This window comes from Acrocarpospora phusangensis, from assembly GCF_016862995.1.
In the GTDB taxonomy this organism is placed as follows: domain Bacteria; phylum Actinomycetota; class Actinomycetes; order Streptosporangiales; family Streptosporangiaceae; genus Acrocarpospora; species Acrocarpospora phusangensis.
In genome coordinates this window covers 34,402-57,687 of the sequence record NZ_BOOA01000025.1, presented here as the reverse complement: position 1 = coordinate 57,687, position 23,286 = coordinate 34,402, and the positions used below count along the sequence as shown (strand labels likewise).

The following is a 23,286-nucleotide window of genomic DNA, read 5'->3' as shown; positions in this document are numbered from 1 at the left end:
CGCGCGACCCCAGGAGGCCCCCCATGCGACGAGCTGTTCTCGCCCTGCTCCTCGCCCTGACGCTCACCACCGCCTGCAAGGCGGAGACGTGGTACGCGGTCCCCGGCGGGCCGCCCGGCACCGTGAGCGGGCGAGACGGCCGATGGCTCATCATCAAGCCCGGCCACGGAGGGGCCAAGGTGCGCGTCCTGGTGGACGACGCCGACCAGGGCAGCTGCTCGACCGGGACCGACTACCCGCAGTGTGTGCCCGTCCAGCGATAGGCGCACCACGCGCAGCCGTACGCGCGACCCAGGTCTCTCCGTCGAGGGCTCAGTCGCCCTCGCTGTCCATTGGGATGCTGGCAAACGCGGCCCATTCCTTGGCCTCTCTCGACATTGGGCCCCATCCGTCCAGGCGGATCGTCCCCTCTCGTGAGACCTGGAGAGGCTCGACAGCCCCGTACGCCTGGAACAGATCTCCAGCGAGCTGTGCCGCCGCCGCCGCGAGCGACCGGCCATCCTCGATGAGGTCGTCGAGGATGAACGTGGCGGAACCCGCCGCGAAAGGCAGGGACTCCTTGCCGAGCGGCCGCGTGTTGGAACTCCAGCCCTTGAAGGTGTGGAGCTCGACCAGCCTCGCTGCGTTCCTTAGCTCAGCAGGGTTGGTGACCTTGATTGCCTGGTGCATGGAAGCGTCAGTGACCATGCTTGCGCGCGTAGTGGCCAGGCCGGATGCGCCGGCGCGCTGCTGAGCGTGGCGGGCGAGGTAGCGCAGAGCCGCCGCAGTCCAAACCACCACGCGGGAGTCGAGAACCGCGACCGGCTTGTCACCTTCTTCTCGGCGGTCAGCGACATCAGAAAACTGGACCGCAAAAGTCCCACACCCATCGGCGTGCAGTTCGGCTCGTCGGTGTAGCCCGGAGCCAGCTGACGAGGCGATGAGTCGGCGGTGTCCGATCGATGGCTGATTGGCCTCGGGCCATTGCCCGGCCGGGTTGCCGACCATGACGACTTGCTCTCTGATCTCTTCTGTGAAACGCCGGTAGGAGTCGTTGTCGATGATCAGATCTCCTGGTGCCTCAGGAACGAGGGACACGACAAGGAGCGGTGTGGGGTAAGCGTCCGGGGCTGAGCCCATACGCTCGACGCCGACCATGGAGTCGGTTTCAAGGGTGAGGAGCCGAGCGTCGTTCGCCTCCGCTGCAACGAAGCGGCGCCGGTATGCCGACGCGACCTCGCTCTCGCTCAGCCAGATCTTGCTACTGCCGTTACGTCGTGGATAGCGAAGCCTTTCGTCCCGGGGAGCCAGCACCGCGTGTGGTGCGAGTGCACTGGGCGGCACCATGATCAGCGCTATGCCTGTCTTGTCGCCCTCGGCGGCCGTGACGAACCTGATCTGGTAGACCGGCGTCATAGAGATCCGACCGGAGGCCGCCTGGTCGATGCGTCGGCGCAACTGGTCGCCAACCTCGATCGGGAGAATCTTGGTCGGGACGCCTCTCGCCTCGGCGACTCCAACCACGATCATGCCGCCGCGGTGATTGGCGAACGTGGCGATGTCTACCGCGATGTCTTCGGAGACGTCCTCGCACCCGTCCTCGCCTACCTTGTAGATCCTCTTGTAGTCGAGGTCCTCGGCCTCCGCTGCTTCCGGAACGTCGAGCACCGCCTCGATGTGGCTGTACGTGATCTCGGCGAGACTGGCGACGCCGAACAGCTTCTCCAAGCGTCGTGAGCGAAACATCAAACAACCCCCCTCTTCTTTTCCAAGCCCCAGGATCTCTTCTATCGCTCTTGCCTCTGAAATGTCTGGTCATTTACACAGCACTCGAAGTGAACGGGGGTGCTGGTGACGAATGCCCGCAGGACACGGAATCGTCCCATGCGGCGCACCGCCGATCATCGATCCGGCGTACCCTCCAACCGGGACCGACACAGGCCGCCCCCCGTCGAGGAAGGTCACGCCGATGACCGTTCTGCACGAGAGCGCCACCCACTCCGCACTCACCGGCTGGCACGTCGCCCTAGAGCTGACCGGCCGCTGCCAGCTCGCCTGCGTTCACTGCTACGCCGACTCGGGGCCGACCGTCTCCCACGGCTCCATGACCGGCGACGATTGGTGTCACCTGATCAGCGACGCCGCGGCGCTGGGTGCCCGCGTCCAGTTCATCGGCGGCGAACCCACCCTGCACCCCGAGTTCGCACGGATCCTCGCCCACACCGTCGAGGTCGGCGTGCCCGTCGAGGTGTTCACGAACCTGTACCGGATCCGCGAGCCCTGGTGGGACGTGCTTGCGCGGCCGGGTGTATCCCTGGCCACCAGCTACTACTCAGACGACGCCAGCGAGCATGCGCGGATCACCGGCCGGGCCGACGGCTACGCGCGGACCCGCGCCAACATCATCAGGGCGGTCGGGCTCGGCATTCCCGTACGGGCATCTGTCGTGCACGTTCTACCGGGCCAGCGGGTCGAGCAGGCGCGGGCCGAGCTCGACGCGCTCGGTGTGACCGGGATCCGCGTCGACCAGCTGCGCGGCATCGGGCGCGGACGTCCGGGAGGTCGGGCGGACCCGTCGCAGCTGTGCGGACGGTGCGGCGACCACCGCGTGGCGGTTTCCCCGACGGGCCAGATCACCCCATGCGTGATGGCCCACTGGATGGTCGCCGGCGACGTCCGGGCCGAACCGCTGAGCCGCATCGTGGCCGGACTGACGTGGCGTGAATGGCTGGCCCACGTCCCCGCCCAAGCCAGGGTATGCGGCCCGGAATGTGCCCCCGCCAGCGATGGCAACGACTGCGCCCCTGCCCAGCAGGTCGACGGAGAATAGGGCCCATGGACTGGGCATCGCACGCGCAACGCCTCGCAGAGCAGGTCACCCACCCCCGCTCCCGATGGCGCGAACCCGTCGCCTCGACGCCCCGTCACCTTCTCGTGCCCCGCTGGTGGGCACCCGGGCCGGGCGGCCGCACCGTCCAGGACGGCCCGGCTGACCCGGGCTCGTGGGTGCGCGCCGCCTACTCCGATCGAACATTGGTGACCCAGATCGGCACCCTGCACGCCGACCACGCCACGCCCGAGGACCGCGCCCGTGGCTACCCGACTTCGTCCTCGACCTTGCCGTCCCTGGTCCTGACCATGTTCGGGCACGCCAACATCCATCCAGGACTGGACGTGCTCGATGTCGGCACCGGTTCCGGGTACGGCGCCGGGCTGCTGGCCCGCCTGCTCGGCGCCGAGCGGGTCACGAGCGTGGACGTCGACCCCTACCTGTTCAAGGCGGCCGGCGAACGGCTCGCCGCAGTCGGCCTGCTTCCCGCCCTCATGGCCGTGGACGCGACAGGGCCTCTCCCAGGGGAGCACGACCGGATCGTGGCCACCGTGTCCGTGAAGCCCATCCCTGCCTCCTGGCTGGATGCGCTGCGCCCCGGCGGGCGGTTCGTCACCACCATCGCCGGCACGTCGCTGATCGTCGTGGCCGACAAGACCGAAGACGGTGGGGCAGCCGGGCAAGTCGCCCGGGACTGGGCGATGTTCATGTCCAGCCGCGAGGGCGCCGACTACCCGCCCGGACTCGACGATCTGGTGTCCACCGCACAGACCGCCGAGGGCGACAGCGTGGAGCCGTCCCGGTTCCCGGTGCTGGACATGGTCAACGGCGACACCTGGGAAATCCGCTCGATGCTGGAGATCGCAGCGCCGGGCATCGAGCACTCCTACGAGGAGAACGGCGACGCCCGTACGGCCGTCATGGTCCACGAGGACGGGTCATGGGCCCGCGCCGAGTCGACCGGGGAAGACCTGCCGACCGTCCACCAGGGCGGTCCACGCCGCCTCTGGGACGAACTGGACCGGGTTCGGGACTACTGGCTACAGCACGGCGCGCTGCCGCTGTACGGCGCCCGGGTCCGGGTCTCGCCCGATGGGTCGATCCGCCTGCAGCGTGGACGCTGGTCGGCCACCATCGACTGACCATAGCGGAGTGGACGGCAACAACGGGCCGCGAAGGCTACCGATTGGGGGCCGCCGGTCGCGCTGGGCCGTCTGTGGGCCGTCAGATAGCCACCATTGGCCACCGACGGCAACCGGCGGCCACTGACGCCTTTACAGGTCAACGGCCTGACACTCCGTAGAGCGGCAGGCCGAAATGTCCCAGTTTGGGGCTAGATGCGGAAGAAGAGGTTGAGGAAGCGGTTGGCGGTGTCGAGGTTGCCGCGGACGGTGCCGAAGTTGCCGCGGCCGAAGGTGGTGAGGACCATGCTGGCGGCGTCGAACTCGATGACGGCGGGGAGGTCGCCGACGTCGCCGGGGGCGTACGCCATGCCTTCGGGGGTGACGTCGACGCGGAAGTCGCCGCCGTTGCGGCCGCCGATGCGGAGGCCCACGGAGAAGGGGGTGAGGTCGGCGCCCGCCTTGATGGTGTACTGCCAGAGGACCAGCATGAACGGGACCAGGAGGTCGGCGGCGTCGCCGGACATGGCGTGGTTGCGGCCGGTGCCCTCGCGGATGTCCCAGGAGTGCACGCCGAAGTCCATGAGCTGGCCGGCGGCGTAGAAGTACGCGGGGACGGGGCCCATGTAGGGGTGGGTGACCAGGAAGCCGGTCCATTCCTCGGGGGTGAGGTCGGTCAGGATGCCCTGCATCTTCTCGAAGTCGGCGCGGGCCCGGTCCAGGAGTTCCTTCTGGGTGGTGTCGCGGAAGGAGATGGCCTGTTCGTTGACGCGGGCGCCCATGGCGGGCAGGCCGTACGGGTCGGCGGCCTGGGAGCCGGCGCGGGCCACGTCGAAGGCGGCGAAGTAGCCCTCGGTGGTGTCGACGATGTGCGCGACGACGTCTCGGACGTGCCAGCCCGCGCAGGCGGTGGGGGCCTCCCAGGCGTCCTCGGGTTCCGCGAGGGCGAAGAAGCGCTCGGCCTCCTCGCGTACCACCCGCAGGATGGTGTCTTTGCCTTCGACGCTGGTGGCGTCCCATTCGCTCATGTCAGGTCTCCTTGCTGATCGCCGCGCCTCCGGTGCCGCGCGCAAATTGAAGATTCAACCAGATGGCGGAGCCTGTCAAGGATCATCTGGAGTGCGCGGGACGGGCGTCCTGGTCGCCGCCGACGGTCTCGGTGGCGAGGCGGGTGAGCAGGTCGGTGAGCTCGGGATTGGCGGCCGGGTCCCAGCCGTCGAGGTGGCGGGCGAGGGCGGCTCGCCGGATCCGGATGATGCGCTGGGCCGCCTGGAGGCCGGCGCCGGTGATGGCCAGCTGGGAGCCGTCGCGTTCGATCAGGCCGCGTCTGACCAGCGGGTCCACGTAGGGGGTGTCCTCCTCGGCGGTGTAGCCGGCGCGTTCGGCCAGGGCGGCGCGGCCGATCCTGCCCTCGCGGGCGACGCGGCAGAGCACCCAGGTGGTGCCGGCGGAGAAGGAGTATCCGGCGCGGCGGGCCAGGTCGGTGTAGAGGGAGACGGCGGCCGGGTCCTTGCGCATCAGGTTGCTGAGGCAGCGTTCGATCTCGGCCTGGGAGGAGTCGGCGCGGGGCCTGCCGTACCCGTCGCCGAGGTCGCAGGCGGCGGTGCCGATGGTGGTGCGGAGCGGGACCTGGCGCAGGAGCCAGGCGAGGGCGAAGCCGAGCAGGGTGATGGGCGCCGCGTAGAGGAAGATCGTGGTGAGCGACTCGGAGAAGGCGTGCAGGAGACGGGCGGCGAGCTCCGGCGGCAGCTGGTCGAGGACTTTGGGGTCGCCCTGGATGCGCGTGGGGTCGAAGGCGACCGGCGGGTCCTGGCCGCGCAGGGCGGCCGTGACGTTGTCGGCCAGCCGGCTCGCGAAGATCGAGCCGAAGACGGAGACGCCGAAGGAGCCGCCGATGGAGCGGAAGAAGACGACGGAGGAGGTCGCCACGCCCAGGTTGCGGTAGTCGACCACGTTCTGGACGGCGATCACCAGGACCTGCATGACCAGGCCGAGGCCCGCGCCGAGCACGAAGAAGTAGACGCCGCAGAGCGCCAGCGGGGTGTGCTCGTCCACGGTGTGCAGCAGCAGCATGCCGGCGGTGGCGACGGCCATGCCGAGGATGGGGAAGCCGCGGTAGTAGCCGGTCCTGCTGATCAGCTGGCCGGTGGTGATGGACATGCCGAGCATGCCGACCATGAGGGGCAGCAGGTAGAGGCCCGAGATGGTGGCCGAGACGCCGTGCGCGACCTGGAGGAAGAGCGGCAGGTAGGCCAGCGACCCCATCATGGCGAACCCGGCGATGAAACCGAGCAGGGCGCAGACGGTGAAGACGCCGTCGCGGAACAGGTGCGGCGGCAGCACCGGCTCGGCGGCCCGGTGCTCGACCTGGACGAACAGGGCCACCAGCCCGGCCGCGACGGCCGCCAGCACGACGATCACCGGCGAGTCCCAGGCGTGTACGGCGCCGCCCCAGGCGGTGAGCATCACGACGCAGGTGACCGCGGCGGTGAGCACGGCGGCGCCGCGGTAGTCGATCCGGTGCGAGGTCCGCTCGGTACGGCCCGGCAGGGCCGAAGTGATCGCCACCAGCGCGACCAGCCCGATGGGCAGGTTGACGTAGAACACCCAGCGCCAGCTGAGATGGTCCACGAACAGGCCGCCGATGAGCGGGCCGACCACGCTGGCGAAGGCGAAGACCCCGCCGAAGAAGCCCTGGTAGCGGCCGCGGTCGCGGGGCGAGACCACGTCGCCGATGATGGCCATGGCCAGCGCCATGAGGCCGCCGCCGCCCAGGCCCTGGAGCGCCCTGAAGAAGATCAGCTGCGGCAGGCCGAGGGCCAGCCCGCAGAGCGCGGAGGCGACCAGGAAGACCGTGATGGCGAGCTGGAAGAGGCGCTTGCGGCCGTACTGGTCGCCGAGTTTGCCCCAGAGGGGGGCGGAGACGGTGGAGGCGAGCAGGTAGGCGGTGACCACCCAGGAGAGGTGGTTGAGGCCGCCGAAGTCGCTGACGATGGTGGGCAGGGCGGTGGAGACGATGGTCTGGTCGAGCGCGGCGAGCAGGAGGGCGAGCATGAGCGCCCCGATGATCACCCAGATACCGCGATCAGCCCTTTCCTCCATAGATCACAATGTCCCCCCACGACCTTGTTTCATACTCGATGTCCACTTTATCTGGATACTGGCAGCGAAGGCCGCCAGGCCGGTCAGGAACAGGATCGAGATCAGCAGTAACGCCAGCCACACCAGCACGAATACCGTCGCCAGTGATAACAGCGTCCCCGCGAGCTCGGCCATCCGCCCTCCAAGATCTAGTTCCTAGGAGCGCTTGCCCGCTGTCACCGGATAAATGCCTTACCTACCGGCCAGGTCACCAGGTGCCTCCAGCGTGGATACCCCGTTCTCCAGGGAAACGCGGAACAGCGCCGCACTGTGGTCTCCGAGTTCTGTCAGTGGCGGCCGGTAAAACTTTGTCCGTGTCCCGCTACCGGCTTGCTCCGACTCCCGCCCAGGAGGCGGTGTTGCTGGAGCATTGCCGGCATGCGCGGTATGTGTGGAATCTCGCCGTCGAACAGCACGGCTTCTGGAAGCCGGGCAGGAAATCCGCGCCCGGATTCGCTGAACAATGCCGTCAGCTGACCGAGGCGCGCGCTGAATTCGCGTGGCTGCGGGCGGGCTCCATCGTCGTCCAGCAGCAGGCGCTCAAGGACTTCGCGCAAGCCATGGCGAACTTCTACAGCGGGAGCCACCGCAAGCCGGTGTGGCGGAAACGCGGGCGGGGTGAAGGGTTCCGCGTCGTCGCGGTCGGGGCGGGCGATGTGCGCCGCCTGTCGCGCAACCTCGGCGAGGTGAGGGTCCCCAAGGTCGGCTGGGTGCGCTTCCGCTGGTCCCGTGCCGTACCGGAGGGGGTGAAGTCGTTCCGCGTCACCCGTGACCGGGCCGGACGCTGGCATGTCGCGTTCGCGGTGATCCCCGAACCGGTTCCCGCGCCGGGAACCGGCGAAGTGGCCGGCGTGGACCGGGGTGTCGCGGTGTCGGCTGCCGTCTCGACCGGCGAACTGCTGAACGCGCCTGCCTTGCGGGACGCCGAGAAGGTCCGCCTGCTGCGGCTTGCCCGCAAACTCGCCCGCGCCAAGCGCGGATCGAACCGGCGCGGCAAGGTGAAGGCTGCCATGGCGAAACTGAAAGCCCGCGAGGCCGACCGGCGCAACGACTGGGTCGAGAAGACCAGCACCGATCTTGCTCGCCGTTTCGATGTGATCGCCGTCGAAGACCTGAAGATCGGGAACATGACCCGATCGGCGAGAGGCATCGTGGCGGCGCCCGGAACGAACGTCCGCGCCAAGGCCGGGCTCAACCGCTCCATCCTGTCTGCCGGTTGGGGCCGGCTCGTGGAGCGTCTGGAGCACAAGGCGCCGGGCCGGATCGTCAAAGTCAATCCCGCGTTCACGTCGCAGACCTGCAACGCCTGCGGGCATCGCGCATCGGGGTCGAGACAGAGCCAATCTCGATTCCGCTGCGTCGCCTGCGGGCATCAGGAGAACGCGGACGTGAACGCGGCGCGCAACATCCGGGATATCGCCGCAGGGCATGCGGTGAACGCGCGTGGAGGCGACCGGGATGCCGGGCCTGCGAAACGCGAACCTCAACGAGTCCTCCCTTCAGGATGAGACGAGTTGGAATCCCCCACATCCAAGCGGGGGAGGATGTCAAAGCCTTACCCCCGATCCGGACGGGAGTACGTCCAGGCGGCGCAGGATGACGCCCTCGCGCAGCGCCCAGGGGCAGAGCTCTAAGGCGGGCAGCTCGAACAGGTCCATGGTGGCGTCGGCCACCAGGGCGCCCGCCAGGAGCTGCGGGGCGCGGCCGATGGAGACGCCGGGGAGGGTGTTGCGCTGGGCGGCGCTCATCTCGGCCAGGCGGGTGGTCCAGCCGGTGACGGCCTCGTGGGTGAGGGAGCGCTTGGCGTACGCGCCTTCGCTGGAGGGGGCGGCGCCGGCGATCCTGGCCAGCTGGCGGAAGGTCTTGGAGGTGGCCACGGTGTGGTCGGGCCTGCCGTACCGGACGACGCCGCCGACGGTGCGGCCGATCTCGGTGCGGATGTGGCGGCGCAGGGCGCGTACCTCCTCGGCGGGAGGCGGGTCGGCGGTGAACCAGTCGCGGGTGAGGCGGCCCGCGCCGAGCGGGAGCGAGACGGCCGTGTCGGGCTGCTCGTCGATGCCGGAGGCGATCTCCAGGGAGCCGCCGCCGATGTCGAGCACCAGCAGGCGGCCGGAGGACCAGCCGAACCAGCGGCGTACGGCCAGGAAGGTCAGGCGGGCCTCGTCGGCGCCGGACAGGACCTGGATGTCCACCCGGGTGTCGTCCTTGATCCGGTCGAGCACCTCCACGCCGTTGACCGCGTCCCTGACGGCGGAGGTGGCGAAGGCGACGAGGTCCTCCACGCCCTTGTCCTCGGCGATGCGCAGCGCCTCCCGGACGAAGTTGTGCAGCTGCTCGGCGCCGTGCTCCGACATGCGGTCGCCGTCGAGGTGCTCGGCCAGCCGCAGCTCCACCTTGTGGGAGTACGCGGGCAGCGGCCGGGCCCCCTGGTGCGCGTCCATCACCAGCAGGTGCACCGTGTTGGAACCGACATCGAGGACACCAAGTCGCATGACTGCGACGCTACCGCCTGCGCATAACCGTTCATCCCGCTGTTATCGCTCCTTGACAGGGGCGCGATCTCACCCGCGGGCCCGGAAGGCGGCGCTCTTCACCCGGTTCTGGCACGCGGTGGAGCAGAACCGGCGCGTTCCGTTGCGGGAGACGTCCACGTAGACGCGGTCGCAGCGGTCCGCCGTGCAGACGCCGAGGCGGTCGTGCAGGTCGCCGCCGACCACGATGGCCAGGGCGGTCGCGCAGGAGGCTGCCCAGTCGCCGCCGTAGGTGCCGTCCGTGCCGTGGAAGTGCACGTGCCAGGGTTCGCCGTCGTGCCGGGACAGGTGCGGCCTGGCCCCGGTCTCGGCGAGCAGCCGGTTGAGCGTGCCCGCGGCGTGATCCAAATCACCCCGGGCCACCGCCTCGAAGACCGCGCGCAGCTCTGCCGCGCACCCCACGAGCTCGCCGGCCTCGGCGTCGGTGACCTCCCGCCGCGCCCGCACCGCCTCGGCGACGGCCGCGCGCCGCTCCTCCCCCGCCGGCACCGGGTACGGCCTGCCGCGCCGTTCGCCGGGGGTGAGCGCGTTCACCAGGGCCACGGCGATGGCCACCACCGTGTCCGAGTGACTGTTGAAGTTCACTTGACCAGTTACATCCTTTCCGTCTAGCTTGGTGACTGCCGAAATGATAGACGACAGTGACGAACGAGGGGTCGCCCGATGTTGAGCCATGACCACGCCCACGCCTGGATCGAACGCTGGGACCGCCAGCAGGAGGGCTACCTGCCCGACCGGGAGGAGCGTTTCACCGCTCTCGTCGACGCCGTCGAGACCGGCCGCCCCGACCCCGTCGTGATCGACCTCGGCTGCGGCCCCGGCTCGCTCAGCGCCCGCCTGCTCCGCCGCCTGCCCGCGGCCACCGTGATCGCCGTGGACACCGATCCGCTGCTGCTGGCGCTGGGCCGGGCCGAGTACGGGAGCCTCCCCGGCCTCCGCTTCGTGGACCGGGACCTGCGCGAGCCCGGCTGGACGGAGGCGCTCGACCTGCCCCGCCCGGCCGACGTGGCCGTGAGCACCACCGCCCTGCACTGGCTCCCCGAACCTGTGCTGAAGAACGTCTACGCAGAGCTGGCGGGGGCGCTGGGCCCGGGCGGCATGTACCTCAACGGCGACCATTTCGCGGTGCCCGACACCGCGCCTCGGCTGGACGCGCTGGAGGCGGCCCTCGGCGCCCGGGCCGCGGAGCGGCTGTTCGCCGGCGGCCGGCCGGAGGACTGGCAGTCCTGGTGGGCCGCCGCGTCCGCCGACCCCGAGCTGGAGGCCCTCAACCTGGACCGGGAGCGGCGCAGGGCCTCGGCCGCGCACCACGGCTCGGAGTCCGGCCGCCTCTCCACCCACGTGGACGCCCTTCGGGCCGCCGGTTTCACCGAGATCGGCACGCTCTGGCAGCGCGGCAACGACCGCATCCTGTGCGCGCTCCTGCCGGAGAAGCCCGAATAGCCCGAATAGCCCGAGTAGCCCGAGTAGTCAGCGCACGCCGGCGTAGTTCTCGGCCAGTTCCGCGGCGGCGTGCCGCGAGTCCGCGATCCGGTGCAGCTGGGAGAGCTGGAGCCGGGTGTCGAACGGCGTCTGGCCGGGGGCGCGGTGCAGCAGGGTGGTCATGAAGTAGGAGAAGTGCTCCGCCCGCCACACCCGGCGCAGGCACGTGTCCGAGTACGCGTCGAGCAGCTCCGCCGACCCCGTCTGGAACCAGCTCGTCAGCGCCTCCGCCAGCACGACCACGTCGGAGATGGCCAGGTTGAGCCCTTTGGCGCCGGTGGGCGGCACGATGTGGGCCGCGTCCCCGGCCAGGAACAGCCGCCCGTGCCGCATGGGCTCGGTGACGAAGCTCCGCATGGGCGTCACCGCCTTCTGGAAGATCGGGCCGCGCATGAGCTTCCAGTCGGCGTCCACGGCGAAACGCGCGTCCAGCTCGTCCCAGATGCGGTCGTCGGGCCAGTCGTCGGTGTCGGTGTCGTTGGGCACCTGGAGGTAGAGGCGGCTGACCGTCGGCGACCGCATGCTGTGCAGGGCGAAACCGCGCTCGGAGTGGGCGTAGATGAGCTCCTCGCAGGAGGGCGCCACGTCGGCGAGGATGCCCAGCCAGGAGTAGGGGTACTCCCGCTCGTACGTGCGGGCGTCGGGGATGGCGGCGCGGGAGATGCCGTGGAAGCCGTCGCAGCCGACCACGAAGTCGAAGCCCAGCTTCTCCTCGACGCCGTCCTTGACGAAGGTGACCACGCCGGGCTCGATGCCGACGGCCTGCGCCTCGAAGATCAGCGGCCCGCCCTCGGCCAGCTGGAGCTCGACCAGGTCCTTCACGATCTCGGTCTGCGCGTAGATCATCACGCTGCGCCCGCCGGTCAGGTCCGGGAAGTCCAGGTGGTGGCTCCGGCGGTCGAAGCGGAGCTCGATGCCGTGGTGGACCAGGCCCTCCCGGTCCAGCCGCGCCCCGGCCCCGCAGGCGCGCAGCGCGTCGACCGTGCCCTGCTCCAGCATGCCGGCGCGCTGCCGGTGCTCCACGTACGCGCGGTCGCGGTGTTCCAGCACGACCGAGTCGATCCCGGCGTTGTGCAGCATTCTGGCCAGCAGCAGCCCGGCGGGGCCGGCTCCGATGATGGCGACGGTGGCGAACATCAGGTCCTCCCAAGGGTGCGCTGCGCGACGGCGAAGGCGGCGTTGGCGGCGGGCACCCCGCAGTAGACGGCGGTCTGCAGCAGCACTTCCTTGATCTCGTCCGGGGTGAGGCCGTTGCGGACGGCGGCCCGTACGTGCATGGCCAGCTCCTCCAGGTGGCCGCCCGCGACGAGCGCGGTGAGGGTGATGCAGCTGCGGGTACGGCGGTCCAGGCCCGGCCGGGTCCAGATCTCGCCCCAGGCGTAGCGGGTGATGAAGTCCTGGAAGTCGGCGGTGAAGCCGGTGGTGGCGGCGACGGCCCGGTCCACGTGCTCGTCGCCGAGCACGGCCCGCCGTACGGTCATGCCGTCCGGGACGGGCAGGTGCCCGCGCAGGGCGGCCAGCACGGCCTCGGGGCGTTCCACGTTGGCCAGGTGGGCGGCGCGCGGGATCTCCGCCAGGGCCGCGCCGGGGATGCCGTCGGCGAGTTCGCGGGCGACGGCGGGCGGGGTGGCGGGGTCGTCCCGGCCGGCGACGACGAGGGTGGGCGCGGTGATGCGGGCGAGGTGGCCGCGCAGGTCGTAGCCGGCCAGGGCGTCGCAGCAGTCCGCGTACCCGTCGGGGTCGGCGGCGGCCAGGTCGGCGGCCAGCCGCTGGGCCGCGGGCGTACGGGCGCCCTCCTCGGTGAACCAGCGGCCGAGCGCCGCCGAGGCGAGCGGTCCGGTGCCCTCGGCGCGGACCAGGGCGGCCCGGTCCCGCCAGGCTTCCGGCTCGCCGAATCGCGCGGCCGAGCAGAGCAGGGCGAGGGACTCGATCCGGCCGGGGTGGTGGGCGGCCAGCCAGGCGCCGATCGCGCCGCCGAGGGAGATCCCGGCGTAGTGGAAGCGCTCGACGCCCAGCGCGCCGGCCAGGTCGAGCACGCGCCCGGCCAGGTCGCCCATGGAGGAGAGCGGCACGGCGGCGGACCCCCCGTGCCCGGGCAGGTCGAACCGGACGACCCGGAAATGGCGGGCCAGCGCGGCCGCCTGCGGCTCCCAGACGGCCAGCGACGTGCCGAGCGAGGGCCCGAGGATCAGCGCGGGAGCGCCGGCGGGGCCGTCGGCGACGTGGTGGAGCAGCCGTACTCCCTCAGGCATCGTGATCGCCTGCCGGTCGGCGGGTGAGCGCCTGGTCGGTCAGGGCCGCGGCGGAGCCCAGGTAGGTGGCGGGGTCGCAGAGCTCGTCCAGGTCGGTGAGGTCGAGGTCGCCGGGGCCGGTCTCCCTGAGCACGGCCTGCCGGAGGGAGATCCCGTCGGCGGCGACCCGCAGGGAGGCGCGTTCCATCAGGTGGCGGGCCTCGCGGCGGCCGATCGCCGGGGTCAGCACGGCGGTCAGCCGTTCGGCCACGATCAGGCCCCCGGTCAGGTCCAGGTTGGCGCGCATGCGCCCGGCGTCCACCCGCAGCCCTTCGGCGAGGACGGCGGCGTGGGCGGCCGAGCCGCCGGCGTGGCGGAGCAGGTCGCGCAGCGGCGACCACTCGGCGTGCCACGCGCCCGACGGGCGCTCGTCCTCGGCGGCGAGCGAGCCGAACAGGACCGCCGCCAGCGCGGGCGCGGACCTGGCGGAGGCGGCGATCAGGGTCGCGCCGACGGGGTTGCGCTTGTGCGGCAGCGCCGACGACCCGCCGCCCGTGCCCTCGGCCACTTCGGCGATCTCGGTACGGGACAGCACCAGCACGTCGGCGGCCATCTTGCCGAGCGCCCCGGTGACGAAGGCGAGCGCCGCCGCGAGGTCGGCGACGGGGGTGCGCAGGGTGTGCCAGGGCAGCCGGGGCTCGGCCAGCCCGAGCTGCGCGGCGAACCCGGCGAGCAGCCGCCGCTCGTCCACCCGCGGGACGAGGGCCTCGAACGCGGCCATGGTCCCGGCGGCCCCGCCCAGCTGGACGGGGAGGACGACCGCGTTCAGCCGGTCGCGGGCGTCCAGGACCAGCTCCCGCCAGCCCGCCGCCTTCAGCCCGAAGGTGGTCGGCACCGCGTGCTGCGTGAGGGTACGGCCCGCCATGGGCGTGTCCCGGTGGGCGGCCGCCAGCCGGGCCAGCGCGACGGCCGTACGGTCCAGGTCGGCGGTGACGACGGCCCGGGTGCGCGCGGCCACGAGCATGAACGCGGTGTCCATGATGTCCTGGCTCGTCGCGCCCAGGTGGACCTCGGGAGCGTGCTTGGTCAGGGCTTTGACCAGCGGGATCACCGGGTTGCCGCCGGACCTGGCCAGGAGCGCGAGGGTCCGGGTGCCCTCCCGGGCCAGCGCGTCGGCGGCCGTCGTGACGTCCTTGACCGCGCCGGCGGAGATCAGCCCTTCGGCCGCCTGGGCCCGCGCCAGGGCCACCTCCGCGTCGAGCATCGCGCGCAGGAACGCGAGGTCGCCGGTGGCGGCCTCGGCCGGGCTGCCCGCCCAGATCGGCGCGAGCAGCCCGGTGTCGAACGTCAGGTCATCGGAATTCAAGGAAGACCGTCTCCCGATCCCCTTGCAGGCGGATGTCGAAGCGGCGCGCGCCGCCGGGCTCGGCCCCGGCCACCAGGGTGGCGCGCCTGGCCGGGTCGAGCGACGCCAGCAGCGGGTCCGCCGCGCCGTCCTCGAAGTAGACGCGCGTGTACAGGTGCTGGAGCAGCCCGCGCGCGAACACGCACACCGCGATGTACGGCGCCCGCCCCGGCCCGGTGGCCCCCGGCGGCAGCGTACGGATCGCCCAGTGGCCGTCGGCGTCGGTCGCGACCCGGGCGAAACCGGTGAACCGTACGCCGTCCCGGCCGGGGAACGAGCCGTCCACGTGGTCGCGGCGCATCGAGCCCGGCAGCCCGTCCAGCCCGCCGTCCGGGTCGGCCTGCCAGAACTCCAGCAGCGCGTCCGGGACGGGGTCGCCGGCGCCGTCGTACACGTGGCCGTGGACGACCACGGTGTCCGGGTGCCCGGCGGGGGCGAGGTCTCCCCCGCCCGCGTACGGCAGCGCGTACCCGAAGAAGGGACCGACCGTCTGCGAGGGTGTGGGCTTCACCGGCCTTCCTCCATCCAGGTCGCCGCGGGGCCGTCCAGCACGATGTCCCACCGGTAGCCGAGCGACCACTCCGGGCTGGACTGGTCGTGGTCGTACTGGGCGATCATGCGCTGCCTGGCGGCCTCGCCGGTCACCGAGTTGAAGATCGGGTCGTACCGGAAGAGCGGATCCCCGGGGAAGTACATCTGGGTGACCAGCCGCTGGGTGAAGGCGGTGCCGAAGACGGAGAAGTGGATGTGGGCGGGCCGCCAGGCGTTGGTGTGGTTGCGCCAAGGGTACGCGCCGGGCTTGATGGTGGTGAAGGAGTAGCGGCCCTCGCCGTCGGTGAGGCAGCGCCCGGTGCCGGTGAAGTTGGGGTCCAGCGGGGCGGGGTGCTGGTCGCGGTGGTGGGCGTACCGGCCGGCGGCGTTGGCCTGCCAGACCTCGACCAGCTGGCCGCGCACCGGCCTGCCGTCCCTGTCCAGCACCCGGCCGCTCACGGTGATCCGCTCGCCGAGGGGTTCGCCCAGGTGGTGGCGGGTGAGGTCGCGGTCGAGCTCGGTCACGTCGGTGACGCCGAAGACGGGGCCGCGCAGCTCGGTGTCGGCCTCCGCGGTGAGGATCAGCGGGTGGTGCGGGTGGCGGAGCACGCTGCTGCGGTAGGGCCGGTAGTCGCGCGAGACGTGCTCGGGCTCCGGCTCTCCCCCGGCGACCGCCTTCGCCACGGCGGTGGCGATGTCGGCGATCTCGCGGTCTATGTCGGCCTGGCTGTCAGGCATCTGCGGCTCCTCGATCGGATAGTTCGCGTAGGGCGGCGAGTTCGGCGGGGGCGGGCGGCCGGGTCACGCCGGGGTCGGGGGCGACCCGGAGTTTCCAGCCGGTGGCCTCGCGGGCCTGCTCCGCCGTCACGCCAGGGTGCAGCTCGGTGAGGACGAGTTCGGCCGTCTCGGGGTCCGGGCGGAGCACGCCGAGGTCGGTGATGACGGCGACCGGCCCCGCGCCGGGCAGGCCGAGCCTGGCCCGGTCCCCGGGTCCCGAGCCGTGGCCGACGGTGGTGACGAAGTCGAGGCGCTCGACCAGGTTGCGGCGGGAGTGGCGGAGCACCATGAGGACCTTGCCGCAGCTGGCCGCGATCTCGGGGGCTCCCCCGGCGCCGGGCAGCCGTCCCTCGGGGCGGCCGGGGCCGCGGTCGATCACGGTGGTGTTGATGTTGCCGTACCGGTCGACCTGGGCGGCGCCGAGGAAGCCGACGTCGATGCGCCCGGCCTGGAGCCAGTAGTTGAAGATCTCCGGGACCGAGACGACCGCGTCGGCGGTGTCGGCCAGCTCGCCGTCGCCGATGGACAGCGGCAGCCGGGCCGGCTTGGAGCCGAGCGTGCCGGACTCGTAGATCAGCACGAGCCCGGGCTCGATGGTGCGGCGGGCCAGGTTGGCGGCGGCGCTGGGCAGGCCGATCCCGACGAAGCAGGTGCGCGCCCCGGCCAGGGCCCGCGCCGCGTTGACGGTCATCAGCTCGTCGGACGTCCAGGTCACGCCGCCTCCAGCACGTGGGCGCGCATCCACGCCAGGAAGGTGTCCCGGTCCCTGGAGATGGGGTCCCAGGCTTGGTAGAAGTCGTTGTCGCGCACGCTGTACCCGGCCGTGTACGACGGGTGGGCGCCGTCGGGGGCGACCGCGACCGCGTGCACCGACCAGGACGGCAGCACGATCGCGCCCGGCCGGGGGTCGAGCTCGTCCACGACCTCCTCGACCGTCACCAGCACCCGCTCGGCGGCCAGGGCGGCCTCCTTCTGCACCCCGACCAGGCCCCACAGCTGCACGTTCCCGGCCCGGTCGGCCCGCTGGGCGTGGATCACGGTCACGTCGGGGTTGACCGCGGCCACGGCGGCCAGCTCCTCGCCGGTGAACGGGCAGCGCACGGTCGAGATCGTGTCCGAACGGGACGGCAGGTCGCTGCCCCGGTAGCCGCGCAGCACCGCGAACGGCAGCCGGGACGCCCCGGCCACGTAGCGGTTGGCCATGCCGGCGTGACTGTGCTCGTCGAGTTCGAGCGGGCGCGGCCAGCCGTTCTCGACCGCGTCGCGGAACCGGTGCAGCGAGCCGACCCCCGGGTTGCCGCCCCAGGAGAAGACCAGCTTGCGGGCCGCGCCCATCCCGATCAGCTGGTCGTAGATCACGTCGGGGGTCATCCGGACCAGGGTCAGGTCGGTCAGGCCCTGCCGGATCACCTCGTGCGCGGCGGCGAACGGGATCAGATGCGTGAACCCCTCCATCGCCACCGTGTCCCCGGGGCGGACGAGGGCGGCGACCGCCTCCCGCAGGCTCAGGATTTCCGCCATGTCCCCTCAACCCTGTTCGCCTGATGAACTTATGTTCATAATTGATGACGCACAGGAGTCTCCCCCCGGGACAGGACGGATGTCAATGACGCAGGAGGGCCGAGTCGGACCGCTGGAACGCGGCCTGGCGGTCCTGCGCGCCATGGCGGAGATGGCCGACGCCGCCGACGCGCACGACATCCGGCCCAGCGACCTGACCCGCCGTACCGGGCTGGCCCGCTCGACGGTGGACCGGGTGCTGGCCACCCTGGTCCGGCTCGGCTACGTCCGCGAGCGGGACCGGTCGGTACGGCTCGCGCCCCGCCTGATGGAGCTCGGCAACGCGTACCTGGCCGGGAGCGGCATCCCGGAGGCCCTGGGGCCGGTGGCCCGGCGCCTGGCCGACGAGTTCGACGAGTCCGTCTCGGTGGCCGTGCCGGACGGTCCCGGCGTGCGCTTCGTCACCCAGATCACCCGGCGGCGGACCATGTCCCTGGCCTTCCGCATCGGCGACCTGCTCCCGGCGGAGCGCTGCGCCCCCGGCGCCCTGTTCGCCGCGGACTGGACGGCCGGGGACTGGGCGCGCTGGCGGAACGCGAACGGCCTGGCCACCGCCGTGCCGCGGGATCCGGCGGCGGAGCAGGGCTTCCGGCGGCGGGCGCGCCTGGCGGGCGGCGGCTGGGCGGAGGACGACCAGCTCATCGAGCCCGGCCTGATCGCGGTCGCGGTCCCGGTGCCGGACGCGCGCGGGCGGCCGGTCTGCGCGGTCAGCGTGGTCAGCCACACCAGCAGGCACACGGTCGCCTCCCTCGCCGCGCGGGTGCTGCCGCGGCTGCGCGCGGAGGCGCTCGTGCTCGACGACACCCCGGAGGCGGCGTGCCCGCGCGCCGCCGCGGCCGACCCCTCCCGGCGGGTGAAGGACGAGGTGGGGGCGGAGTACCTGCAGTCGCTGGCGCGCGGGCTCGCGGTGCTGGCGAGCCTGGGGCGGGCGCGCGGCGGCCTGACCCTGTCGGAGGCGGCCGAGGCCACCGGGCTGCCCCGGGCCACCGCCCGCCGCGCCCTGCTCACCCTGGCCGACCTCGGGTACGCCGGGCAGGAGGGCAGGCGGTTCGCGGCCCGGCCCCGGGTGCTGGAGCTGGGCTACGCGCGGCTGTCGTCGATGGGCTTCGGCGAGGTGGTGCAGCCGCATCTGGCCGGGTTGATGGAGGAGATCCGGGAATCGGTGTCCATGGCCGTCCTGGACGGGACCGACATCCGGTACGTCGCCCGGGTCCCGGCGTACCGGATCATGAGCGTGGACATCACGGTGGGGAGCCGCCTGCCGGCGTACGCGACGTCGATGGGGCGGGTGCTGCTCGCCGATCTCGGCCCGGCCGAGCAGTCCGGCCTGCTCGCCCGCACGCCGCCCCGGCCGCTCACCCGGCGGACCCGTACGGACCTGGACGCGGTCCTGGCCGAGGTCGCCGCCGCCGGGTACGCGCTGGTGGACGAGGAGCTGGAGGAGGGGCTGCGCTCGATCGCGGTGCCCGTACGGGACGCGGCCGGCCGGGCGATCGCGGCGATCAACGTGGCCACCCACGTGGCCCGGCGCTCCGCGGAGGCGACCTGCGCGGTGCTGCTCCCCGCGCTGAGCGCGACGGCCGCCAGGATCGAGGCCGACCTGGCCGTCATGACGGAACGGGCGGCGCTGCGCATGCCCTGACGCGGCCGGGGTAATGAGCGGCCACCTGATCGGAGGTCGTATGGGCGTGTGGGCGAGGCTGCGGGCGGCGCGGCGGCTGCGGAAGGCGGCCAGGGAGCGGTTCGGCTGGCGGGAGCTGCGGCCCGGCCAGCGGGAGGCGATGGAGCACCTGCTGGCCGGGCGGGACGTGCTGCTGGTGATGCCCACCGGGGGCGGCAAGTCGGCCGTCTACCAGCTGCCGGCGCTGCTGCTGGACGGGCCCGCGATCGTGATCTCGCCGCTCATCGCGCTCCAGCGGGACCAGGTCGCGAGCCTGCTGAAGGCGGACGCGGGCGGGGCGGTGGCGGTCAACTCGGCCGCGCCCGCCTCCGACGGTCTGGACCGGATCACGGACGGGCGGGCCCAGTTCGTGTTCCTCTCCCCCGAGCAGCTGGACAAGCCCGAGGTGGTGGCCCGGCTGGCGGCGGCGAGACCGTCGCTCATCGCGGTGGACGAGGCGCACTGCGTCTCCTCCTGGGGTCACGACTTCCGGCCCGCCTATCTGCGCCTGGGCAAGGCCATCGAGCGGCTCGGGCACCCGCCCGTGGCGGCGCTCACGGCCACGGCGGCGCCGAACGTGCGCGAGGAGATCGTCGCGTCGCTGGGGCTGCGGCGGCCGGAGGAGATCGTCCGGGGGTTCGACCGGCCCGGCATCCACCTGGCGGTCCGCCGCTTCGCGCAGGACGCCGACAAACGCCGCGCGCTGGTCGAGGACGCCGCCACGCGGGAGGGCCTGGGGCTGGTGTACGTGGCCAGCCGCCGGGACGCCGAGGAGTACGCCGCCGCGATCGCCGGGCGGGGGCGGCGGGCGGAGCCGTACCACGCGGGGATGCGGCGGGCCGAGCGCACGCGCGTGCACGAGCTGTTCTCGGCGGGCGAGGTGGACACGGTGGTGGCCACCTCGGCGTTCGGCATGGGGATCGACCGCCACGACGTGCGCTACGTGCTGCACGCCGCCCCGCCGGAGTCGCCCGACGCCTACTACCAGGAGATCGGCCGGGCGGGCCGGGACGGCGCTCTCGCGTCGGCCGTGCTGTTCTACCGCGCGGAGGACCTCGGGCTGCGCCGGTTCCTTACCGGCGGGCGCGCCGACGCCGACCTGCTGCTGCGCGTCGCCACCCTGGTGTACGAGCACGGCGGCGCGGTCCCCGCCGGGGAGCTCCGCGCCCTGCTCGGCGTCGGCGCCTCCCGCCTGGCGGCCCTGGTCAACCTGCTCGAACGGGCAGGCGCCGTCACGCTCACCCCCTCCGGCGACCTCCGCCGTGTGCCGGGCGGGCCGCCGCCGGAGCGCGCCTGCGCCGAGGCGGTCCGGCTCGACGAGGTACGGCACCGCGTGGACGACTCCAGGATCGACATGATGCGCGGCTACGCGGAGACGACCGGCTGCCGCCGCCGCTTCCTGCTGGGCTACTTCGGCGAGCCGTATCCGGGGGCCTGCGGGCGCTGCGACACCTGCCGGGACGAACCCCGTCCCGCGCCGCACAGCGCTCGTCCCGGCGGCCCGTTCCCGGTGCACTCCGAGGTCAGGCATACGAGCTGGGGCCGCGGCGTGGTGCTGAGCCGCGAGCACGACCGGATCGTGGTGCTCTTCGACTCGGTCGGGTACAAGACGCTCGCGCTGGCCGCCGTGGACGGCGTCCTGACCCCGATTTAGAGAGTCGCTCCAAACCACCTCGCGCTCTTCCTCCTCAACCACCTGCTGGAGGACGTCCTCGGCCGCGTCGCCCAGGTCAGCGCCGGCCTGCACGCCAAGGGCAGGGCCGACCTGGCCGAGGCCGCCCGGCTGCTGCCCGACCCCATCTGGCGTTCGCTGCGGGCCGGTTATTGACGACGAAACGGCGGGCGGGTTACGTTCGCTGCAATTAAAAGGAAAGCTTCCTATTAGTTTCCTCGGATACCGCAGCTAGGAACCACGCGTCATGTCGCGATCTCCGCCTGCCCAACATGCGATCCACCCGATGCACCCCGGAGTGCCCGCCCGAGCCCGGTCGGCCGTGCACACGCGTCCCGCGACATTCCCATCCCCCCATGGACGTGGAGCAGCACACAGATGAGACTCAGGACCGTTCACACCCTGTTACTGGCAGTGGGGGCACTGCTTCTTCCTCTTCTCCTCTCCCAGAACGCCGCGTACGGCGCGGTCACCGTGCCGGTCCGGGCCAACGCCAACGGCCCGGCCCTCACCGACGGCGGCGGCAACGCGTGGCTCGCCGACAAGGCGTACACCAGCGGCACCTGGGGCTATGAGACCTCGTACGGCGCCGGCTCGACCGGCAGCGCCATCGGGGGCACCACCGACGACGCCCTCTACCAGAACTACCAGCTGTTCAGCGGCTGGGGCGGCTACAAGTTCGACGTCGCCAACGGCACGTACACGGTGACCCTGAAGATGATGGAGGACTGGGCGAACGCCGCCGGGCAGCGCCGGTTCGACATCCGGATCGAGAACACCGTGGTGGCCACGGCCTTCGACGTGTTCGCCTCCTGCGGCGCGCTCAACGCGTGTGACCGCACGTACACGGCGACGGTGAGCGACGGCCAGCTGAACGTGCAGTTCAACATGAACGGCGGGGCCAACTACGCCACGGTGTCGGCGATCGCGGTGACCGGCGGGGGTGGCGGCGGCGACACGACCGCGCCCTCCGTGCCCGGCAACCTGCAGTCCACCGGCGTGACCAGCAACAGCGTCTCGCTCTCCTGGAACGCCTCCACCGACAACGTCGGCGTCACCGGCTACCTCGTCTACCGCGGCGGCACCCTCGTCACCACCGTGACCGGCACCACGTACACCGACACCGGCCGAGCCGCCAACACCAGCTACACCTACCAGGTACGCGCCCGCGACGCCGCCAACAACCAGTCCGGCCTCAGCAACTCGGTCACCGCCACCACGACCGGCGGCGGCGGGGGCGGCGGCAAGAAGCTCCTCGGCTACTTCGTGCAGTGGGGCGTCTACCAGCGCGGCTACCACGTCAAGAACATCGTCACCAGCGGCTCCGCGGCCAAGCTGACGCACATCAACTACGCCTTCGGCAACGTGCAGAACGGCCAGTGCGTCATCGGCGACTCCTACGCCGACTACGAGAAGGCCTACACGGCGGCCGAGAGCGTGGACGGCGTCGCCGACACCTGGGACCAGCCGCTGCGCGGCAGCTTCAACCAGCTGCGCAAGCTGAAGGCGCAGTTCCCCAACATCAAGATCCTGTTCTCGTTCGGCGGCTGGACCTGGTCCGGCGGCTTCGGCCAGGCCGCGCAGAACCCGACCGCCTTCGCCAACTCCTGCTACAACCTGGTGGAGGACCCGCGCTGGGCCGACGTCTTCGACGGCATCGACATCGACTGGGAGTACCCGAACGCCTGCGGGCTGTCCTGCGACGCCAGCGGCTTCGCCTCCTTCCGCACGCTGATGCAGGCGCTGCGCAACAGGTTCGGCGCGAACAACCTGGTCACCGCCGCGATCACCGCCGACGGCACGAACGGCGGCAAGATCGACGCGGCCGACTACGGCGGCGCCGCCCAGTACCTCGACTGGTACAACGTCATGACCTACGACTACTTCGGCGCCTTCGCCCCGCAGGGCCCGACCGCGCCGCACTCGCCGCTGCACTCCTACACCGGCATCCCGCAGGCGGGCTTCTACTCCGACGCGGCCATCCAGAAGCTGAAGAGCAAGGGCATCCCGGCCAGCAAGCTGCTGCTCGGCATCGGCTTCTACGGGCGCGGCTGGACCGGCGTGACCCAGGCCACGCCGGGCGGCACGGCCACCGGACCGGCGGCCGGCACGTGGGAGGCCGGCAACGAGGACTACAAGGTCCTCAAGAACACCTGCCCGCCCACCGGGACCATCGCCGGCACCGCGTACGCCAAGTGCGGCAGCAACTGGTGGAGCTACGACACCCCCAGCACGATCACCGGGAAGATGACGTACTCCAAGGACCAGGGGCTGGGCGGGGCGTTCTTCTGGGAGCTCACCGGAGACACCTCCAACGGCGAGCTCATCACGTCCATGAAGAACGGTCTGGCATAACCGGAAACCCG

21 protein-coding genes are annotated in these 23,286 nt (G+C 71.9%); 8 read left to right on the top strand and 13 right to left on the bottom strand.

All coding sequences use genetic code 11. The features are described from left to right. Window positions 1–23 precede the first annotated feature (23 nt). Window positions 24–263, top strand: coding sequence for a hypothetical protein (locus tag Aph01nite_RS16905; RefSeq protein ID WP_204041845.1), 240 nt, complete (start codon window positions 24–26; stop codon window positions 261–263). Window positions 264–312: 49 nt separating this feature from the next. Here the strand turns inward: Aph01nite_RS16905 and Aph01nite_RS16900 are convergent, their stop codons facing one another. Further along, window positions 313–1,707 (bottom strand): AlbA family DNA-binding domain-containing protein, encoded by a 1,395-nt coding sequence (locus Aph01nite_RS16900; RefSeq protein ID WP_204041844.1) that lies wholly within the window; start codon window positions 1,705–1,707, stop codon window positions 313–315. 241 nt (window positions 1,708–1,948) lie between these two features. Between Aph01nite_RS16900 and Aph01nite_RS16895 the strand changes: the two genes are divergently transcribed. Beyond that, window positions 1,949–2,809: a radical SAM protein gene (locus Aph01nite_RS16895; RefSeq protein WP_204041843.1), complete on the top strand. Its 861-nt coding sequence runs from the start codon at window positions 1,949–1,951 to the stop codon at window positions 2,807–2,809. Between the two features lie 5 nt (window positions 2,810–2,814). Continuing rightward, on the top strand, window positions 2,815–3,951 hold the full coding sequence (locus Aph01nite_RS16890; protein WP_204041842.1) for a 50S ribosomal protein L11 methyltransferase: 1,137 nt from the start codon (window positions 2,815–2,817) through the stop codon (window positions 3,949–3,951). Window positions 3,952–4,142: 191 nt separating this feature from the next. On the opposite strand, the gene Aph01nite_RS16885 is transcribed toward Aph01nite_RS16890, so the two are convergent. The 3 genes from Aph01nite_RS16885 to Aph01nite_RS16875 all read right to left on the bottom strand — a co-directional run bounded on the left by Aph01nite_RS16885 (window position 4,143) and on the right by Aph01nite_RS16875 (window position 7,206). Next, complete coding sequence (locus tag Aph01nite_RS16885; RefSeq protein ID WP_204041841.1) at window positions 4,143–4,958, bottom strand: maleylpyruvate isomerase family mycothiol-dependent enzyme; 816 nt, start codon at window positions 4,956–4,958, stop codon at window positions 4,143–4,145. An 82-nt stretch (window positions 4,959–5,040) separates the two neighbouring features. After that, window positions 5,041–7,032, bottom strand: coding sequence for an MFS transporter (locus Aph01nite_RS16880; RefSeq protein WP_204041840.1), 1,992 nt, complete (start codon window positions 7,030–7,032; stop codon window positions 5,041–5,043). A 3-nt stretch (window positions 7,033–7,035) separates the two neighbouring features. After that, window positions 7,036–7,206: a hypothetical protein gene (locus Aph01nite_RS16875; RefSeq protein WP_204041839.1), complete on the bottom strand. Its 171-nt coding sequence runs from the start codon at window positions 7,204–7,206 to the stop codon at window positions 7,036–7,038. A 179-nt stretch (window positions 7,207–7,385) separates the two neighbouring features. Between Aph01nite_RS16875 and Aph01nite_RS16870 the strand changes: the two genes are divergently transcribed. Continuing rightward, window positions 7,386–8,579 carry an RNA-guided endonuclease InsQ/TnpB family protein gene (locus tag Aph01nite_RS16870; RefSeq protein ID WP_204041838.1) on the top strand — a complete coding sequence of 398 codons (1,194 nt, stop codon included), beginning with the start codon at window positions 7,386–7,388 and terminating at the stop codon, window positions 8,577–8,579. Between the two features lie 39 nt (window positions 8,580–8,618). Here Aph01nite_RS16870 and Aph01nite_RS16865 read toward each other — a convergent pair whose 3' ends face one another. Both Aph01nite_RS16865 and Aph01nite_RS16860 read right to left on the bottom strand, forming a co-directional pair. Then, window positions 8,619–9,563, bottom strand: a complete 945-nt coding sequence (locus Aph01nite_RS16865) for a Ppx/GppA family phosphatase (protein WP_204041837.1) — start codon at window positions 9,561–9,563, stop codon at window positions 8,619–8,621. Window positions 9,564–9,632: 69 nt separating this feature from the next. Then, a complete protein-coding gene (locus Aph01nite_RS16860) occupies window positions 9,633–10,187 on the bottom strand; it encodes a CGNR zinc finger domain-containing protein (protein ID WP_204041836.1) in 555 nt (184 codons plus the stop codon). Between the two features lie 78 nt (window positions 10,188–10,265). Here Aph01nite_RS16860 and Aph01nite_RS16855 point away from each other — a divergent pair, with 78 nt between their 5' ends. Beyond that, window positions 10,266–11,045, top strand: coding sequence for a class I SAM-dependent methyltransferase (locus tag Aph01nite_RS16855; protein ID WP_204041835.1), 780 nt, complete (start codon window positions 10,266–10,268; stop codon window positions 11,043–11,045). A gap of 27 nt (window positions 11,046–11,072) precedes the next feature. Here Aph01nite_RS16855 and Aph01nite_RS16850 read toward each other — a convergent pair whose 3' ends face one another. The 7 genes from Aph01nite_RS16850 to Aph01nite_RS16820 are packed head-to-tail and all read right to left on the bottom strand — an operon-like array spanning window position 11,073 to window position 17,549. After that, window positions 11,073–12,221: a 4-hydroxybenzoate 3-monooxygenase gene (locus Aph01nite_RS16850; protein WP_204041834.1), complete on the bottom strand. Its 1,149-nt coding sequence runs from the start codon at window positions 12,219–12,221 to the stop codon at window positions 11,073–11,075. Continuing rightward, window positions 12,221–13,336, bottom strand: a complete 1,116-nt coding sequence (gene pcaDC, locus Aph01nite_RS16845; RefSeq protein ID WP_204041833.1) for a bifunctional 3-oxoadipate enol-lactonase/4-carboxymuconolactone decarboxylase PcaDC — start codon at window positions 13,334–13,336, stop codon at window positions 12,221–12,223. Before pcaDC ends, Aph01nite_RS16850 begins: the two co-directional genes overlap by 1 nt. After that, window positions 13,329–14,681, bottom strand: coding sequence for a 3-carboxy-cis,cis-muconate cycloisomerase (pcaB, locus tag Aph01nite_RS16840; RefSeq protein ID WP_239161755.1), 1,353 nt, complete (start codon window positions 14,679–14,681; stop codon window positions 13,329–13,331). Before pcaB ends, pcaDC begins: the two co-directional genes overlap by 8 nt. Then, entirely contained in the window at window positions 14,668–15,231 is a 564-nt protein-coding gene (pcaG, locus tag Aph01nite_RS16835; protein ID WP_204041832.1) for a protocatechuate 3,4-dioxygenase subunit alpha, read from the bottom strand. The genes pcaB and pcaG overlap by 14 nt, the downstream gene beginning before the upstream one ends. After that, window positions 15,228–15,989 (bottom strand): protocatechuate 3,4-dioxygenase subunit beta, encoded by a 762-nt coding sequence (gene pcaH, locus Aph01nite_RS16830; protein ID WP_204041831.1) that lies wholly within the window; start codon window positions 15,987–15,989, stop codon window positions 15,228–15,230. Before pcaH ends, pcaG begins: the two co-directional genes overlap by 4 nt. Then, window positions 15,982–16,719: a CoA-transferase subunit beta gene (locus Aph01nite_RS16825; protein WP_204041904.1), complete on the bottom strand. Its 738-nt coding sequence runs from the start codon at window positions 16,717–16,719 to the stop codon at window positions 15,982–15,984. The genes pcaH and Aph01nite_RS16825 overlap by 8 nt, the downstream gene beginning before the upstream one ends. 20 nt (window positions 16,720–16,739) lie before the next feature. Continuing rightward, complete coding sequence (locus Aph01nite_RS16820; RefSeq protein ID WP_204041830.1) at window positions 16,740–17,549, bottom strand: CoA transferase subunit A; 810 nt, start codon at window positions 17,547–17,549, stop codon at window positions 16,740–16,742. 85 nt (window positions 17,550–17,634) lie between these two features. Between Aph01nite_RS16820 and Aph01nite_RS42455 the strand changes: the two genes are divergently transcribed. The 3 genes from Aph01nite_RS42455 (at window position 17,635) to Aph01nite_RS16805 (ending at window position 23,275) form a co-directional block, all read left to right on the top strand. After that, the gene (locus tag Aph01nite_RS42455) at window positions 17,635–19,230 is read left to right on the top strand and encodes an IclR family transcriptional regulator domain-containing protein (RefSeq protein WP_204041829.1); all 1,596 of its coding nucleotides are present in this window, start codon (window positions 17,635–17,637) and stop codon (window positions 19,228–19,230) included. Between the two features lie 40 nt (window positions 19,231–19,270). Further along, window positions 19,271–20,902, top strand: coding sequence for a RecQ family ATP-dependent DNA helicase (locus tag Aph01nite_RS16810; RefSeq protein WP_204041828.1), 1,632 nt, complete (start codon window positions 19,271–19,273; stop codon window positions 20,900–20,902). Between the two features lie 432 nt (window positions 20,903–21,334). Continuing rightward, window positions 21,335–23,275: a glycosyl hydrolase family 18 protein gene (locus Aph01nite_RS16805; protein ID WP_239161754.1), complete on the top strand. Its 1,941-nt coding sequence runs from the start codon at window positions 21,335–21,337 to the stop codon at window positions 23,273–23,275. Window positions 23,276–23,286 lie beyond the last annotated feature (11 nt).

Excerpts from the sequence above, each read along its gene's own strand:
- Aph01nite_RS16820 (WP_204041830.1), bottom strand. The coding sequence starts at position 17,549 with ATGGCGGAAATCCTGAGCCTGCGGGAGGCGGTCGCCGCCCTCGTCCGC.
- Aph01nite_RS16850 (WP_204041834.1), bottom strand. The coding sequence starts at position 12,221 with ATGTTCGCCACCGTCGCCATCATCGGAGCCGGCCCCGCCGGGCTGCTG.
- Aph01nite_RS16885 (WP_204041841.1), bottom strand. The coding sequence starts at position 4,958 with ATGAGCGAATGGGACGCCACCAGCGTCGAAGGCAAAGACACCATCCTG.
- Aph01nite_RS16810 (WP_204041828.1), top strand. The coding sequence starts at position 19,271 with ATGGGCGTGTGGGCGAGGCTGCGGGCGGCGCGGCGGCTGCGGAAGGCG.
- Aph01nite_RS16880 (WP_204041840.1), bottom strand. The coding sequence starts at position 7,032 with ATGGAGGAAAGGGCTGATCGCGGTATCTGGGTGATCATCGGGGCGCTC.
- Aph01nite_RS16890 (WP_204041842.1), top strand. The coding sequence starts at position 2,815 with ATGGACTGGGCATCGCACGCGCAACGCCTCGCAGAGCAGGTCACCCAC.
- Aph01nite_RS16855 (WP_204041835.1), top strand. The coding sequence starts at position 10,266 with ATGTTGAGCCATGACCACGCCCACGCCTGGATCGAACGCTGGGACCGC.
- Aph01nite_RS16865 (WP_204041837.1), bottom strand. The coding sequence starts at position 9,563 with ATGCGACTTGGTGTCCTCGATGTCGGTTCCAACACGGTGCACCTGCTG.
- Aph01nite_RS16825 (WP_204041904.1), bottom strand. The coding sequence starts at position 16,719 with ATGACCGTCAACGCGGCGCGGGCCCTGGCCGGGGCGCGCACCTGCTTC.
- Aph01nite_RS16875 (WP_204041839.1), bottom strand. The coding sequence starts at position 7,206 with ATGGCCGAGCTCGCGGGGACGCTGTTATCACTGGCGACGGTATTCGTG.
- Aph01nite_RS42455 (WP_204041829.1), top strand. The coding sequence starts at position 17,635 with ATGACGCAGGAGGGCCGAGTCGGACCGCTGGAACGCGGCCTGGCGGTC.
- pcaH (WP_204041831.1), bottom strand. The coding sequence starts at position 15,989 with ATGCCTGACAGCCAGGCCGACATAGACCGCGAGATCGCCGACATCGCC.
- Aph01nite_RS16905 (WP_204041845.1), top strand. The coding sequence starts at position 24 with ATGCGACGAGCTGTTCTCGCCCTGCTCCTCGCCCTGACGCTCACCACC.
- Aph01nite_RS16895 (WP_204041843.1), top strand. The coding sequence starts at position 1,949 with ATGACCGTTCTGCACGAGAGCGCCACCCACTCCGCACTCACCGGCTGG.
- pcaDC (WP_204041833.1), bottom strand. The coding sequence starts at position 13,336 with ATGCCTGAGGGAGTACGGCTGCTCCACCACGTCGCCGACGGCCCCGCC.